We start from the raw sequence: 16,362 nt of genomic DNA on the forward strand, positions 1-16,362 counted from the left end.
TTTAGTTGATTATATCGAAGTTGACGGAGAGTTTCTGGATATCCACTTTTCTTTTTGATACTCTCATTACAGAATTAGTTTTACTATGTGTATGGGCTTCGGCTGCAATGCTGCCGGAGTAATAGGCTGCAGAATTATTGATTCTCCCAGAGAAAGATTAATAGCAATTCTTACTAATGTGTTCGTTCCCTGTAACGGACGTTTTCCCACTCTTATCGCAGTGAGCACTATTTTTATCGGAGGAGCGGCGGGAGGGGCCTTTGATACTGCCGCATCCACACTGGCTCTTACCGGGATAGTAATAATCGGAATCCTCATGACTCTTCTTGTATCAAGGATATTATCGAAAACCATACTAAAGGGTATTCCGTCTTCCTTTACGCTGGAGCTTCCTCCCTACAGAAAGCCTCAAATTTGCCGGATCATCGTCCGCTCCATACTTGACAGAACATTATTTGTTTTGGGCCGTGCTGTTGTTATCGCAGCGCCCGCAGGTCTGGTTATATGGATAATGGCTAATATAACCGTGGAAAATGTCAGTCTCCTTGCATATGCGGCAAGCTTTCTTGACCCGTTTGCAAAACTTCTGGGACTTGACGGTTATATACTTATGGCATTTATCCTTGGTTTGCCGGCAAATGAAATCGTTATTCCAATACTTATAATGAGCTATATGTCATCCGGCTCTCTTCTCGAGCTTGAGCAGCTATCCGACTTGAAGCAGCTCTTTGTATCGAATGGCTGGACTTGGCTTACAGGTGTTTGCGTAATGCTGTTTTCTCTTATGCACTTCCCTTGCGGTACAACCCTGTGGACAATACGCAAGGAAACAGGAAGTCTCGGCTGGGCCCTTGCTTCCTTTGCCATTCCGACAGCCGCAGGTATTATTATATGCTTTATTGTTGCAAATACGGTACGTCTTTTAGGCTTGGTTTAGCTTTATGCAGATTCTTCTGATATGACCAATAAATTGATGTTCTGCTCAGCAAAGTGCTTTCATATATTAAATAATATTACACTTTTATAAAGCATACTGAAATACTGAGGAGGCCGCTTGTGAAAAGCTTTTTTAAAGGGTTCTTATATTTTATTTTTATATTTCTGGCTTTTTTATTTATATTTTTCGGAAACAGATATGTACATAACAGCCAGCATTATAAGGGAGTTGTGTATGAAAGGGAGGAAGAGCTGAATCAACTGATCTTCGCAAAGGTTATTTCAATTGATAAAACCGCAGAGGATGCTTCCGATAGCTCAAACACCGTTATATATTTCAAAGCCAGAGTTTTCGGAGATAAAGAAAGCAATGACAAATTGATAACCGGAACACAAGTAATTGATAATTCCGTTAAAAATTCCATACAGGTTTCTCCCGGTGACAAGGTAGTACTCTTCCCTATGGATGATGAATTTCTGTTTCAGTATTATTACCGCTTTGATAAGATATCCGTGTTAGGAGGCATATTTGCTGCATTCATCATATTATTGGGCGGGATAAAAGGAGTCAAAACAATTATTTCTTTGGCTTTGACCTGCTTATCTATATTTTTTGTTTTTATACCCTCTATCGGAAGGGGCTTTAATATTTATCTTTCATCCTGTATAATTTGCCTGTACATTATTGTCACTACCTTCACCATTATATACGGCTATAACAAGAAAAGCGCTACTGCAGCTTTCAGCTGCCTTATCGGGGCTGCCTTCTCAGTAATTATCACCTATATCACAGACAAATGGATGCTGCTTACAGGATATATCAATGATGATGCATATATGCTTGGAACTATTCTTGGTATTGATAATCTGGATGTAAAGGCCATTATGTTTTCTATGATTACCATAGGTGCGATGGGTGCAATCATGGATGTATCAATGTCAATAGCCTCAGCCTTGTATGAAATTAAGCTGAATACCGCCGGCAGTTCCCCATGGGCTCTTTTAAAATCCGGCTTTTCAATTGGCAGGGACATGATGGGAACAATGACAAATACGCTGATACTTGCCTATATCGGCAGTTCTCTCATAGTTGTCCTGATTTATGCCAATTCTGATTATTCCTTGATGAATCTTTTAAACAAGGAGGAGCTGATATTTGAATTTTTGCAGTCCTTAATAGGCAGCCTCAGCCTTTTGCTCACAATACCGATTACTGCTGTGGTATGCTCCTTCTTTTTTACAGACAAATATTATAAAGAATGCTCTCTGAAGAAGCAGCCGGCAGTATCAAGATATCTCGCTAAACTTTAACAGCCTTGAGCTGTTCAGCAGTACCGAAAATGCGCCGATATTATGAAGGAAGGCACCCAACAGCGGTGTTACTATTCCTGTTCCCGCAAAAATGAGCATTATAGCACTGATTGATGATGCAATAACCATATTCTGATAAATTATGCTTTTAGTTTTTCTCGACAAGCCGATTACAAAAGATATTTTCTCAAGCTCATTTCCCATCAGTGCTATATCCGCGCTCTGAACAGCTATATCAGAGCCCATCGCACCCATTGCCACTCCCACATCAGACTCCGATAAAGCGAGTGCGTCATTAATCCCGTCACCGACAGCCAGGATTATATTCTTGCCTGCCTTTTCCTTTTTTACAATTTCAAGCTTATCTGCCGGAAGGCAATCAGAAAACACATCATCCAAGCCAATTTCATCCTTTATTGCCTCTGCGGCTTCTTTACGATCCCCGGTAACCAGAACAATCCTGCCAATACCCTTGCCGCGTATTAAATCCACCGCTTCCTTAGCACCTGTACGTATATAATCCGCCAGCAAAATACACCCTAAGACTTTATTTCTTTCTGCAACCCAGACTACCGGCCCATAGTGAACCGGCTCTTTCGGAAGCTCTAAGCCGCAGCTTTTAAGCCAGTTTCTATTGCCCAGATAAAGCATACCCTTGCAGCCCATAGCTGTAACTCCAAGGCCTGCATTTTCCTTGATATCGTCTGCCTTTTCAAAATTCAAATCCTGTGCAGCCCTTATTATAGCTCTTGAAACGGGATGATTAGACGCCCATGCCACTGATGCAGCCGAACACAAAACCGCCTCCCTTGCGGTATCTCCTACGGGGATAACCTCCTTTAAATCAAGCCTGCCTGCTGTAAGAGTCCCTGTTTTGTCAAAAATAACTGTTTTTACATCACCAAGAACCTCTAAAAACTTTGAATTTTTAATTAAAATTCCATTTCTGGAGGCCACTGCAAGGGATGCTATCATTGCCGTAGAGCTTACCAATATCTGAGCGCATGGACATGCTACAACAAATATGGCTATTACCCTGTTCATATCCTGTGTTAAAAATAAAACTCCTATGGCAATAATTATAATAAGAGGCAGATAATATTCCGAGTACCGTTCAATAATTCTCATAGCAGAGGTTTTTGACTGTTCAGTCTTTTTCAGCAATTCAACAACCTTGCTCAGCGAAGTTTCGTCAACCTTTTTTGTAACCAATACCTTCAAGGTGCCCTGAATATTTACCGTACCTGCATACACCTTGGCACCCGCGCATACATCCTCAGGCACTGTCTCACCTGTCAGAGAGCTTTGATCTATTGACGAATTGCCTTCCGCCACTTCCCCGTCTGCAGGTATCATATCTCCGGGTCTTATCAGTATTATATCACCCGGCAGAAGCACTTCAGCTTTTACGGTATGCTCTCCTTCCTGCGTTATCAGACATGCCTCCTCTGCCTGCAAGGTTTTTAATCCCTCTATTGCAGATTTCGCACCGAGAATACTTCTTTCTTCAAGAAAATGTACAACTGACATTATCAGCGGAATTAAAATTGCAATCTGATAATCTCCTTTTGCAATCGAGGCCAGCAGTGCAAGGCTAACCAATTGTTCCATCATATTATACGGACTTTTGCTTATAAAACCCTTCAAAGCATTCAGGAAAATATTAAAGCTGGCTATAACAGCACCTATAAGCATGATTATTCCGGTGACACTTTCAAATTCAGGGAAACACCAACGATAAATAATTCCCGAAAGCCATATCATTCCCGCGAATATCATGGTTCCCATACGCAGTGACATTCTTTTTTGCTCTTTATCCGTAAGTGCGGATTCGGTGAACCGCTCAACCTGCTGTGCTGTTGTTTTCATTGTATTTTTCATTGTACAGCCCTTCTCCTTATAAGAAAACGTTACTACTCTACGGCAGAATAATATTCCCTCCGCTCTCTTCCTTCGGCACCAAAACTGTGTCTGCAACCTTTTTCATAATATTCTCTACTCTCTCACGGTATAAACGCTCATGCACAATCAAAGGATTTTTTCTGTATTCCTCTAACACCCCATAGAACTGAGCGACATCCGAATTCGCCTGAGCAACTCTCTCAAGCTTGTAGGAGTTTGCCCCCTGTATCATTGTATCTCGCTCAGCCGTAGCTTCAGGTATAAGCTTTTCCTTGTACTTTTTTGCTTCCTGTATAAGAGTTTCATTCTTTACATTTGTGCTGGTTACCAAATCAAAGGCCTCCTTGACTTCTCCCGGAGGCTGCAGGCTTGTAATCTCAAGCGCGACAAGCTGAACTCCTATTCCAATGAGGTCTGCTCTATTTTGGGTTTCTTCCAGAACAGATGCCGCAAGCTCTTTCTTTTGATCAGTGAGAATCCTGTCAACACTCATTGATGAGATTTCACGTGTCAATGAACAGGTTGCAAGCTCTTTGAGATTTACTGCAGGATCTTCAACCTCAAGAGTGTATTTTACGGGATCTGTAATTCTATATTTTAAAACAGCCTCCAAAACTACTATGTTATTGTCACCTGTCAGGGCATATCCTGTTTGTGTAATATTTCTTATGCTGCCGTAGGTATAAAGGTCATCTATTTTTACCTCCTGAACCTTTTGCACCGGTATACGGATTACCTTGTCAATTAAAAACGGCAGGCAGAAATGAATCCCCGGCTGTAATACCTGTTCCGAAGGCATATCTCCTGCCAGCTTTCCAAAACGCAGGACAACCGCCACCTCGCCCGATTGAACAAATGTCACTCCTGACAAAAGCACACCGATTATCACAATAACAGATATCAGCTTTATATAAATCGATGAGGCTTTCAAGCTTTGTTCAATTAAGGAATTATTTGTTTCATTCATATTAACCCCCACTCCAAATTTTTGGTTCAAAATATTATGAAGCAACGTGGCAAACCTATGCAAGACAAAGGTATGAAAGCTTTTTTAAGCCGCATTCACTTTTTGTCATTTAATACATCAAAAGGAGCACTGTCATTTCTGAAAATAACAGTGGCTTTGTCACCTAAAAGCTTTTCCGCAGAATCAAGCTTTCGAAGGAAGGAATAAAAATCAGGTTCTTCTTTTTGAGCATCCGCATAGACCTTTGCAGCTTCAAGCTCAGCCTCTCCTTTTATTTTAGCCGCCTCATTCACTCCCTCTGACTTAAGCTTTGCGGCCTGAACATCAGCCTCGTTTCTGATTATGCTGGCATCCCTTTCTCCCTCGGCCTTTATCTGTTCAACATATTTGAGTCTTTCAGAGCGCATCTGTTCAAATACATACTGCATATTTGCCTCCGGCAGCCCCAGCTTCTTCATTCCTATCTGGGTAACCTTTATTCCGTATCTGTTTAATGCCTGCTCAGATACATCAGATAAAATCTCGCTCTCAATTTCATCAAGCTTTAATTCGTTCTTATTTGTCGACACCAGTGCTGATAAATTATACTTTCCCAGCACACCGTTTTTTGAATTAGTCACAAGGCTGTCCAGATTCGCTTCAGCCGCTTCTCTGCTGGCTGTGCTCTGGAGGAATTTAAGCGCATCCTCTATATTCCAGACAACATAAGTCTGTAATATAACATTTTTCTTGTCATTTGTAAGAGTTTCAATAAAGCTGGTATCATAATAATGCTGCCTCCTGTCAAAGGTATATGCCTTTTCAAAGGGCCATGGAAGCTTAAGATGAAGCCCCGCCTCACGTACAACCTCCTTCGGTGCTCCAAACCTTGTAACAACTACTGTATTTCCTTCATACACAATAAAGGAAAACGCGTATACCATTATGCAAAAAACTATCATTCCTCCGATAGTCCAGCGCGCCCATGCTCTGTCAATTTTAATATGCTTCTTCTCCATTGGTTTTCTCTCCCTCCTGCAAATCAGCCTTATGCTCATCGGCCGGATTACAGCTCGAAGCTGTGGCTTCTGTTTTTCTCATGTCAAACCATAAGCTGCCTTTTTGAAGATTTAAATTTTTATCCAGCAAATATATTTTCTTGTCCGGCAAAATCCTTTCCAAGGTTTCAAGCCACTTCCATTCCAGATATGCACTCTTGTTAATATGGTAAGCCTTTTGAGCATAGGAATATTTCAAAACATCACCGGTTGCCTGACTCTTACGCATTAAGGACTCGACCCGGGAAGTCTTAACCATTTCCTCCTTTGCCTTTTCAGCCTTTGGAATTGCAGAACCGGCATACGCTTCGGCATTTGTAACAATTGTTTGTTTTTGAATATCAGCACTTACGATTTCCTGATATTGCTCCGCAATTTCAATCGGAGGATGTATACTGATTAATGCAACGTTAGTTACATCAATACCTATCCTCTGTTTTTTGCTTGTTTCCTGCAGCTTTTGCTTCACCATTTCAGAAAATGATGAACGGTTCAGGCTCAAAAGCTTATCCAGATCTGTAACCACCGTTTCATTAAGCAGTATACGGTAAGCTTCCGCCTTAAGCCTTTCCTCCGGAGCATCATATTGAAGAATATAGTCATACAGGTTCCCTATTTTGAAATATACCTGCATATTGATTGATACAAGCTCCTTACCCCCTCCGAGAAGCAGCTTGTATTCCTCCCCGTTATGGTTAGCCGTCCATAAATAATCTCCGCGTTTGCTTGTTTCATAGCCTACGGTAAAGCTTTTTACTTTATAAACCGGATATGTTTTTACAGTCTGAACAGGCCAAGGCAGTTTAAGATGAATTCCGGGAAGCAAGGGCTGGGTTTTGTCAAGCCTGCCAAAGCTGAATAAAACTCCCTGCTGTTCAGGATTAATTTGTACAAATGAAGTCATCATCCAAAATAATATTCCCGCTATAAGAGTTATTGTCAGTATATTACGTCTGATAAACCTTATTGTCCATGTTGACCTGAAGGAAATGCCCGTATTGTTCTCCATATCTGACATGAGCCTACTCACAGGATTTCCTCCGCTTAGTAATGCCTGAAGTATATAAAAATTCAGCTCTATGCTCTGTTTGTCCCTTTCGTCGGCAAAATACCTGCCTGCCTGAAACCCAACCTCAGTAAATATAATAATAAGCAGCACACAGATAAAATAGCTAAGCCAATGCTCAATTTGTCCAAATTCAAAGCACCCGGCAAGCACAGCCAGTCCGCATATAAGAGATAGCCTCTGAGAAGCGCTGATAAAGAGTCTTAACATTTTGTACCCATAACCGTCCTCTTCAAATTGCCTGAATAAATTTGAACTGACTAAAAACACAAAAGACATCGAAAGAACAAATATGCCAATCAGCACAGGAGGCTTGCCTATGTATTCTGCATCCTTTAAATCCATAAATATATTCAGCTCCTTATAAATTAATATAAGTGCTGTAAACAGCATACACAGAGGATATGTAAATTCACTGAATTTTTTCAATTTTTGTTTTGGGTTCTTTTTCTTAGACTTATTTCCTTTTAAGAAGAAAAGCTTTTTTGCAGCAGGCTGTTTATTGTCTGCTACAGCATTTGTCAACTGATCTGATTGGTGCGCTTCTTGATTATTATCATTCTTATTTGTGCCGGCGGTATCCTTTTCAAGCCGCAGCTCATATTTTCTGTATTGTATTGCCAGTGAAACAAAAACAACAACAGCTATCTGAAAAATCCCAAGCTGGACTATACTGAATAAAGAATATTTCATTCCAATGCCGATAAACAGCAGGGTCAAAAATAGGAATCCAATCCTGCAGCAAGATAATATCCTTGTGTACTTATCATTTTTTACTTTTTCCGCAGACAAGCTTTCCCCCTCCTGATATGTTCAATTTAGCACCACTTTTACCCATTATTTTTACATTAATTATTATTTTACTACAATGGAATTAAAGATTCAATCAATACCTCTCTTTCCTATTTATCAAAATTTCGACATATTTTGATAAAGCATACTTAAATTATTGACATAAATATATACAATAATCTAAGTATGCTTTTAAATTTCACCTTGTAGCCTCTTGTAGCCTCGTGTATATTATTATATTGAGACAATTATACCTTATGCGGTAACTATATCCTTCGCCGCCTGCAAGCTGAACTTCTCAACTGCATTTTCACGCATCTTATACTTCAATATCTTACCGGCTGCATTCATAGGAAATTCTGCCACAAAATCAATATAGCGGGGAGTCTTGTGCTTAGCCATATGTGAGCGGATGTAGTCCTTGAGCTCATCCTCGGTCAGCCCGGCACCTTCCTTCATAATTACACACGCCATTATTTCCTCACCATACTGCTGGTCGGGAACACCTATAACCTGAACATCCTTTACCTTAGGATGGGTATATATGAAGTCCTCTATTTCTTTGGGATATATATTCTCTCCTCCGCGGATTATCATGTCCTTCATACGTCCGGTAATTTTGTAGCAGCCGTTTTCGTCACGCCTTGCAATATCTCCGGTATGCAGCCAGCCATCCTCGTCTATTGCAGCCGCTGTTGCCTCCGGCATCTTGTAGTAGCCCTTCATGATATTATAGCCTCTGGCAACAAACTCACCGTCCATATTGTCAGGCAAATCCTTACCCGTCTCGGTATCTACTATCTTACATTCTACTCCCGGCAGCGCTCTTCCCACAGTATTTACTCTCAGCTCAATAGAATCATCTACACGGCTCTGAGTGCATCCCGGAGAAGACTCGGTCTGCCCGAATACAATAGTAATCTGACTCATGTTCATTTTATCGACTACATCCTGCATAACCTTTACAGGACAAGGACTTCCTGCCATAATACCTGTTCTCATATGTGAGAAATCTGTCTTTGGAAAATCCTCATGCTCAAGCATGGCAATAAACATTGTGGGAACACCGTTAAAAGCGGTTATTTTCTCTCTGTTAATACAATCAAGGCCCTTTTTGGGAGAAAACGCCGTAATAGGTGACATAGTTGCGCCGTGTGTCATACTTGCAGTCATGGAAAGCACCATTCCAAAGCAGTGGAACATTGGAACCTGAATCATAAACCGGTCTGCAGTGGAAAGGTCCATGCAGTCGCCTATATTTTTGCCGTTGTTTACAACATTATAGTGGGTCAGCATAACACCCTTGGGAAAGCCCGTTGTCCCCGAAGTATACTGCATGTTGCAGACATCATGCTTGTTGATGGCAAAAGCACGTCTGTATACCTCCTCGACAGGTACCTTTTTTGCAGAAGCAATGGCGTCATCCCATGTCAGACACCCCTTCTGCCTTGAATCAACCGTAATAATATTGCGCAGGAAAGGAAGCCTTTTCATGTGTAACGGTTTCCCTGCCTCGGCAGCTTCAAGCTCCGGGCAAAGCTCCTTTATAATACCCACATAATCCGAATCCCTGTAGCCGTCAATCATAACCAAAGTATGAGTATCCGACTGGCGAAGCAGGTATTCAGCCTCATAAATCTTGTAGGCGGAGTTTACCGTTACAAGAACAGCCCCAATCTTTGTCGCCGCCCAGAAGGTAATAAACCACTGAGGAACATTAGTCGCCCATATTGCCACATGATCGCCCGGCTTTACCCCCAGTGCAATCAATGCACGCGCAAAGGTATCAACATCCTCCCGGAATTCCGAATAGGTTCTGGTATAGTCCATTTCAGTATACCGGAAGCAATACTGGTCAGGAAACTCATCTGCCATGCGGTCAAGCACCTGCGGGAAGGTCAAATCAATCAGGGTATCCTTTTCCCATATATATTTTCCTGTGCCTGCATTATTATCATAAAGATGGCTTTTGGCTATATTCTTTTCTGTAAATTGGCTCATATAGTTAATAAAGTGCGGGAATACAATACCTGCATCGCTAAGCTCGGCGGCCCAGCGTTTAACCCATTCAAGAGAAATATAGCCCTCATAGTTAATTGAACGCAGTGCAAACATAATATCAGCTATAGGCAAATCTCCCTCTCCTGTCAAGCGGTATTTTATTATACCGTCCTCAACAGCAGAATCCTTAATATGAACATACTTGATATATGCCCCCAGATTCTGTACTGTTTTGCCCGGCTTTTCTCCTGCAAATCTATAAGGATGATGAACATCCCATAACGCCGCCACCGAATCACTTGCGACACTGTCAAGCAGCTTGCACAAACGTTCTGTGTCAGCATAAACACCATTTGTTTCTATAAGCATTGTCACACCCTTCTCTTCCGCAACAGGAATCAGGCGGCCAAGCGCAGCAAGAACAGTCTTGTCATCCACCTCTCCGCTGCTCTGCGGCTCAAGATCGGCAAGAATACGTACATATGGTGTTCCAAGCTTTGATGCCAACGTTATATATTGAACAATCTCTTTATAATTTTCCTCTTCCTTCTCCGCAAACTTCAAACAATTGCCGGAAGACAAGCAGGGTATTTCCAGATGCAGCTTTGAAAGCTTATCGATTGTTTGCGGCAGCTGGCCTTCAGTAAAAGGCTGCGCATTAAAAGCAAAAATTTCATCGCCCAGTCCGCGGATTTCAATACCGTCAAATCCAAGATCCTTGGCCATTGAATAAATATCTGCCCAACTAAAGTCCGGACATCCAAGTGTTGAAAATGCAATTTTCATAATAATTTCCTCCTAAAATTCGTTTAATCTACAAATAAAAAGATGTTATGTGAATTTCTATATTTTGGATTTCAAAACTTTTTATTTATTGATTTTGTTTGCAAGAAATAGCAACAAAAAGGCCTTCGTCCCTCAACATTTCTGCTAGAGACGAAAGCCATAGCTTCCGTGGTACCACTCCTATTGGTATTTACATACCCACTCTGTGTCATCAATTCAAGCTGAAAAAATGACCTCTCGTTGTAACGGCAAGAACCCCGTTCATTCCTACTTGCCGCAGCCGGATTTTAAGGGCTGACCGCTTTCAGATGAAAGCTCAAGGGTGAGTCCACAACCTACTCTGTGCACTGTCTTTCAGCAAACGACAGCTCTCTTGAGCACAGGGAAATAGTGTGTTATCCCTATCAATGCATTTAACTGTTATTGAGCATAATCATAACAAAATACTTAAACCTTGTCAATAATTTTATTATAAACAAAGTCAATTACTATCGGCTAAAAAACCGATTCCATCGGTCGATAGTTTGGGCTTGAGGCTGAAGCCTCCTAAAGTCAACCCAAACTTCGTTCAAAATTAGCTTAAAAGCTTAACGCCTAAAAAGACGATATATCGTCGCGAAGGCTTGAACCGTAATTGACTTTAGTCAAGTTTCGATTTAAATATAGTCTCGGGTTTTTAAAGGAGCATCAGAAGGCTTCCCTCATATCTTCCCCGGCAGACCCGGTAAACTTTTCTATCAATTGAATTTTTAAGCCGTTCGGATCCATGATGTTAATGAATTTGACATGGGGATTTGGCCTGTATGGTCCGCTTTCCACCTCTACACCTTTTCTCTCCAGAAACAGGATTTTATCACTGACAGATTCCACCTCAAAGCCAAGTGAAATATTTTGCCCAATATTGACTTCCTTGACGGTTTCATTATAAATAAGCTCAATATTGGTCTCGCCGTCGCCCAAAAAAACAATTTTCACTCCGGCCTGAGGTTCCAATCGCCTGACAATCGGAAGACCTATTATATCCTGATAAAAGCTAATAGATTCTTCAAATTTGTTGACCGTCAATGTACACCAGCAAAATTTCATATCCCATTCCCCCTAAAGTTTTTATAGTTGTAACAATTATAACCTTATTCCTGTAATACATTATTATTTGGCACATCAAACTGCATACCGTATCATCACAAGCAAGCATCCTTGTCAATACCGCTTATTACTAAAGCCAATTATGTTAAGCCTTCACGACAATATAATATCGTCTTGACAGGCGAATCATGCTTTTAGGCTGGTTTTGAAAGCAGTTTGAATTATAAACCTGTTTTTTACTTTAGGAGACTTTAGCCTAAAAAAACAATATACAGCTGTAAAAAATGCATACCTCCACAATACTGTCAGAAAATTTATATATACTTAAACCGCACTTTACAGCTTATAAATTATATATATTACATTTTATGTAATATATATTACTATATTCTATAATTGTAATACCTACACTACATTTTACCATATTATTTCATTTATCGGCAACTAATACCATGAATTTATTTTTATTTTTATAATTTTTGAAGAATTATAGAGTATTTAATCAGAATTATTGCAGGAGACACCTTACCTGCAAAGGATAAGTGCGGTACATAATGCTGCTGTTATCTGATTAGCCTCTGTTTAAAACCGGAATACTGTATTGAGAAGTTCTTAAAGTATGTTTAAGTTTTATTCTTTAAATAATTTTACGCTTGTTTTCTATAACTTACATTATTTTTTATAAATTTTTTAAAAATAAAGCTTAACACAATCAAGAATATTTTACCTGAATATCACGGATAAGTATCCTAATAATAAATATGCAGGATTATCAAAAATTGCGGAGTGATTCACGATGTTCACAGACAGAAGGCTTACCGAAGCATATAAAAACGCAAGGATAGAAAGCTTTGATAGTAATTCAAGGTATATTTTTTTCAGTGATTTGCACAGAGGTGACGACAGTGTTTCCGATGAATTTTGCAGAAATCAGAGCCTCTTTCTGCATGCTCTTGATTATTACTTCAACAAGGGCTATGTTTATGTGGAAGCAGGTGACGGTGATGAACTCTGGGAATATTCAAAATTCAAGCATATAAGGCTGGCTCACAGTGATGTTTTTCTTGTCATCAAAAAATTTTTTGATGACAACAGGCTTATTTTACTTTACGGCAACCATAATATTTATTTAAGAAACGAAGCTTTTGTCAGAAAGAATTATTATACTTACTATGATGAATACAATCAGGACTATCACGACTTCCTTAAAGGAATCAAGCCCTGCGAGGCATTAGTACTAAAAAATTCGAATACAGGGCAGGAAATCTTTACTGTCCACGGTCATCAGGGTGATTTTATGAATGACCAGTTTTGGATGGTGGCTATGTTTTTTTTAAGATACTTCTGGAGATTCATGCATGTGGTAGGCTTTCAGAATCCGTCAAGTCCTGCCAGAAACATGTACAAAAGGCACAAAATTGAGAGAAACTACAAAAAATGGATTGAAGCCCACAGAATCATGCTGATTTGCGGTCACACCCACCGTCCAAAATTCCCCAAAAGCGAGGAGCTTCCTTATTTCAATACCGGTTGCGGTATTCACACAAGAGGGATAACCGGAATAGAAATACTTGATGGCAAAATATTAATGGTTGATTGGAGAATTTTAGCGGACAAGGAAGGAAATCTTCAGATAGAGAGGCATGTAATGAGAGGCCCTGAACCGATTGAGAGCTTTAACTTTAAAAGCAATAATTAAAAAATTTGACACCAAGCATCAATAATTTGCTAAGAAATTGACTTTTTTATCTTTTTTACACAATTCAGACCTCAACATATGTAGAACAAATCTCAAGTAAATGGTATAATTAATGCAACTCTATAAACGAAAGAAGATATTCAATGGATAATAGTTTTATTGATCTGGGCATTTCGCCCTTAATTTTAAAGGCCTTAGAAGAAATGGGATTTGAAGAACCCACTGAGGTACAGAGCAGAGCGATACCTCATATTTTAAATGGTGAAGACCTGATTGTAATGTCTAAAACAGGCAGCGGAAAAACTGCCGTATTTGGTGTTCCCATGCTGCAGCTTACTGATTGCGCCGCTTCGGAACCACAGGGATTAATCCTTACACCCACAAGAGAATTGGCTGTACAGATAGACAATGATATTAAAAAATATTCAAAGCATCTAAGGCACAAAACTACAGCCGTATATGGACAGCACAGCATGTCTCTTGAAGTTCAGAATCTTGTCAAGGGTACTTCCATAGTTACGGGCACACCCGGAAGAGTATACGATCACATACAGCAGGGTACTCTCAAAACTAAAGGCATCCGCTTTTTAGTTCTGGATGAAGCTGACAGAATGCTGGATATGGGGTTTCTTGATCAGGTTGTAAAAATTATAAAATACATTCCGAAGGAAAGAGTAACCTTGTTGTTTTCTGCTACAATGCCTCCTGAGATGCATAGAATTTGCAGAAGCTATATGAAAAACCCAGTGACCATCGAAATAGAATCACCGACCATGACTGTGGATACCATACGTCAGGTATATTATCGCGTGAATTTCAATGAAAAGAATACACAGCTGAATCGTTTGCTGCTGCTGGAGAGGCCGGCAAGCTGTATAGTTTTCTGCAACACCCGTTCCGCTGTTGACAGGGTTCAAATCTTTTTGTCCCGTAAAGGCTATTCCTGCCAGTCCTTGCATGGTGACATCCCTCAGGCAAAACGTCTTAAAACCATACAGCAGTTCAAGCAGGGCGGTTTCCCTTTGCTGGTGGCCACAGATGTTGCTGCTCGCGGCATACATGTGGACAGTCTGTCTTTGGTTGTAAACTATGATGTTCCTATGGACAGGGACAATTACGTACATAGGATCGGGCGTACAGGCAGGGCCGGCAACGAAGGACGTGCAGTCAGTCTTGTTACAAGCGAGGATATTATGAGCCTTTATGAAATTGAAGAGCATATCGGCGTTATGATTGCAGAAGAGGACCTTCCATCGGATGCCGTATTAAATGAACAAAAGGCTCAATCCGAAGAATGGTTTAAGTCTGTATCACAAAGGACCGGTGCAGTTACTCACTCATATAGTGAAAAAAGCATGAAAAAGAATCACAGAAAGACCTCCCGGCCAGCCTCCGCCTCAAATACCGAGGGAGTAAAGAGCAAGCCTTCTTACGAAAAGCACAAACAGCCTGCCGGCAAAATCAGTACTGCCAAGGCTGAAGGCTCACGTCCCTCAAATACCGGGAAAAATGCATATACAGCTTTACCGGCTCAGTCCGGCATTGACAGCAGGGCAGCTTCCGGCAAGGTAATCCGCAGCAGGACGGTCAGCACAAAAGGACATAAGGAAGCAGCTGTTCAGACATCACAAGTCCGCTCAGCCAAAGCCCGCAATACCTACGATACAGCCAAAAAACCGTTGCTCAATCGTATTTTGCAGCGTTTATTCGGTAAATAAAATCAAATGGCATATGCTGTTATTATAGACAGTCTTAACTTTAGAAAAAGGTATGTAAGCGGAATTCCCGGCTTCATACCTTTTTAAGGTTACTGTATCTAGTCATACATTATAAATTTTTATTGCTTCTCATTTAAAATTATGGTAAAATTTAACTAAAGCCAATTACGGTTCAAACTATAGAATATATTGAATTGACTTAATATATATCCTTATAAGTGAAAGCACTGTAAGGATATATTCTTTTCAGAGGATTAAATATTTGCAGCCTGCAACGCTTCAGCATTATTACACATATATAATTATAGCTCTGAATAATTGAGATTCATTTGAAAGAAAGGGATTTAAAAATGTTCATTGAAATCATTTCTTCAATAAGTGCAGCACTTTTGCTATTGATATTTATTGTTATAGATCAGTTGAGAAAAAGCCTTAAACGCACTAATATGACTTTAGATAAAATTGCCCCAAAAATAGGAGTATCTGATCCGGCAGACGATGACAGGATAAAAGCCCTTCTTGCAGACGGCAGGAAGATTGAAGCTGTTAAAAGATACCGTGAGCTTACCGGTGCCGGTTTAAAAGAAGCAACTGATTACATAGAAAAATTAATGCAATAGCCAGCTGCTATCGGCTGAGAAACTGATATTATCAGCCGATAGCTTGAATTTCAAATGCAAATAACCTTTTTCTCTATCCTTCTTCTGAAATTTCCTTCTGCAGCTTTTTGCTGAGTCCGCCCAGCACTAAACGATAGGACTTTTTCGTCAGCTCCTTCATCATTTCATCGTCAATAGCTCCGTCCAGATAAATTGAGCTCCAGTGCTCCTTATTCATGTAGTGTCCCGGAATAATATCTTTATGCTGGCCTCTCAAAAAATCACCCTCAAGAGGATTAAGTTTTATTGTAATAATATCTCTTTCGCCTGCGGCATCCTTGCATACAGCCGCAAACATTTTATTTCCTATAAGATATCTTGTCCAGCCCCATTCAGCCTTAAAGTCCTTTAGCGCGCCCTTCATTGACAAAAGATATTCATCAAGCCATAAATATTTCACAA

Annotated in this window: 11 protein-coding genes, 1 pseudogene and 1 other annotated feature; of the genes and pseudogenes, 5 read left to right on the top strand and 7 right to left on the bottom strand. The window is 40.3% G+C overall.

From position 1 onward, the window contains the following. Window positions 1-76: 76 nt before the first annotated feature. A pseudogene (locus tag LY28_RS00225) lies at window positions 77-937 on the top strand (nucleoside recognition domain-containing protein); the annotation flags it as partial. 119 nt (window positions 938-1,056) lie between these two features. Then, window positions 1,057-2,247, top strand: coding sequence for a YibE/F family protein (locus LY28_RS00230; RefSeq protein ID WP_110460156.1), 1,191 nt, complete (start codon window positions 1,057-1,059; stop codon window positions 2,245-2,247). On the opposite strand, the gene LY28_RS00235 is transcribed toward LY28_RS00230, so the two are convergent. From LY28_RS00235 to LY28_RS00260, 6 genes are all read right to left on the bottom strand, one after another. Beyond that, window positions 2,224-4,128, bottom strand: coding sequence for a heavy metal translocating P-type ATPase (locus LY28_RS00235; RefSeq protein WP_110460157.1), 1,905 nt, complete (start codon window positions 4,126-4,128; stop codon window positions 2,224-2,226). The genes LY28_RS00230 and LY28_RS00235 overlap by 24 nt on opposite strands. A gap of 37 nt (window positions 4,129-4,165) precedes the next feature. After that, window positions 4,166-5,116 (bottom strand): FtsH protease activity modulator HflK, encoded by a 951-nt coding sequence (gene hflK, locus LY28_RS00240; RefSeq protein ID WP_110460158.1) that lies wholly within the window; start codon window positions 5,114-5,116, stop codon window positions 4,166-4,168. A gap of 95 nt (window positions 5,117-5,211) precedes the next feature. Further along, window positions 5,212-6,114, bottom strand: a complete 903-nt coding sequence (hflC, locus tag LY28_RS00245; RefSeq protein WP_165835444.1) for a protease modulator HflC — start codon at window positions 6,112-6,114, stop codon at window positions 5,212-5,214. Further along, window positions 6,095-8,011, bottom strand: coding sequence for a protease modulator HflK (gene hflK / locus LY28_RS00250; RefSeq protein ID WP_110460160.1), 1,917 nt, complete (start codon window positions 8,009-8,011; stop codon window positions 6,095-6,097). Before hflK (LY28_RS00250) ends, hflC begins: the two co-directional genes overlap by 20 nt. 255 nt (window positions 8,012-8,266) lie before the next feature. Beyond that, window positions 8,267-10,798: an AMP-binding protein gene (locus tag LY28_RS00255; protein ID WP_110460161.1), complete on the bottom strand. Its 2,532-nt coding sequence runs from the start codon at window positions 10,796-10,798 to the stop codon at window positions 8,267-8,269. 143 nt (window positions 10,799-10,941) lie between these two features. Next, window positions 10,942-11,215: a binding site (T-box leader), on the bottom strand. Between the two features lie 270 nt (window positions 11,216-11,485). Beyond that, complete coding sequence (locus tag LY28_RS00260; protein WP_110460162.1) at window positions 11,486-11,884, bottom strand: VOC family protein; 399 nt, start codon at window positions 11,882-11,884, stop codon at window positions 11,486-11,488. Between the two features lie 796 nt (window positions 11,885-12,680). Here LY28_RS00260 and LY28_RS00265 point away from each other — a divergent pair. The 3 genes from LY28_RS00265 to LY28_RS00275 all read left to right on the top strand — a co-directional run bounded on the left by LY28_RS00265 (window position 12,681) and on the right by LY28_RS00275 (window position 15,921). Further along, window positions 12,681-13,583: a metallophosphoesterase family protein gene (locus tag LY28_RS00265; protein ID WP_110460163.1), complete on the top strand. Its 903-nt coding sequence runs from the start codon at window positions 12,681-12,683 to the stop codon at window positions 13,581-13,583. Window positions 13,584-13,726: 143 nt separating this feature from the next. Continuing rightward, the gene (locus tag LY28_RS00270) at window positions 13,727-15,301 is read left to right on the top strand and encodes a DEAD/DEAH box helicase (RefSeq protein WP_110460164.1); all 1,575 of its coding nucleotides are present in this window, start codon (window positions 13,727-13,729) and stop codon (window positions 15,299-15,301) included. 350 nt (window positions 15,302-15,651) lie between these two features. Beyond that, entirely contained in the window at window positions 15,652-15,921 is a 270-nt protein-coding gene (locus tag LY28_RS00275; RefSeq protein WP_110460380.1) for a 50S ribosomal protein L7/L12, read from the top strand. A gap of 73 nt (window positions 15,922-15,994) precedes the next feature. Here the strand turns inward: LY28_RS00275 and LY28_RS00280 are convergent, their stop codons facing one another. Further along, window positions 15,995-16,360, bottom strand: a complete 366-nt coding sequence (locus tag LY28_RS00280) for an MmcQ/YjbR family DNA-binding protein (RefSeq protein ID WP_207658040.1) — start codon at window positions 16,358-16,360, stop codon at window positions 15,995-15,997. Window positions 16,361-16,362 lie beyond the last annotated feature (2 nt).

This window comes from Ruminiclostridium sufflavum DSM 19573 (assembly GCF_003208175.1).
GTDB classification, from domain to species: domain Bacteria; phylum Bacillota; class Clostridia; order Acetivibrionales; family DSM-1351; genus Ruminiclostridium; species Ruminiclostridium sufflavum.

Excerpts from the sequence above, each read along its gene's own strand:
- LY28_RS00275 (WP_110460380.1), top strand. The coding sequence starts at position 15,652 with ATGTTCATTGAAATCATTTCTTCAATAAGTGCAGCACTTTTGCTATTG.
- LY28_RS00270 (WP_110460164.1), top strand. The coding sequence starts at position 13,727 with ATGGATAATAGTTTTATTGATCTGGGCATTTCGCCCTTAATTTTAAAG.
- LY28_RS00255 (WP_110460161.1), bottom strand. The coding sequence starts at position 10,798 with ATGAAAATTGCATTTTCAACACTTGGATGTCCGGACTTTAGTTGGGCA.
- hflK (WP_110460158.1), bottom strand. The coding sequence starts at position 5,116 with ATGAATGAAACAAATAATTCCTTAATTGAACAAAGCTTGAAAGCCTCA.
- hflC (WP_165835444.1), bottom strand. The coding sequence starts at position 6,114 with ATGGAGAAGAAGCATATTAAAATTGACAGAGCATGGGCGCGCTGGACT.
- LY28_RS00260 (WP_110460162.1), bottom strand. The coding sequence starts at position 11,884 with ATGAAATTTTGCTGGTGTACATTGACGGTCAACAAATTTGAAGAATCT.
- LY28_RS00235 (WP_110460157.1), bottom strand. The coding sequence starts at position 4,128 with ATGAAAAATACAATGAAAACAACAGCACAGCAGGTTGAGCGGTTCACC.
- LY28_RS00265 (WP_110460163.1), top strand. The coding sequence starts at position 12,681 with ATGTTCACAGACAGAAGGCTTACCGAAGCATATAAAAACGCAAGGATA.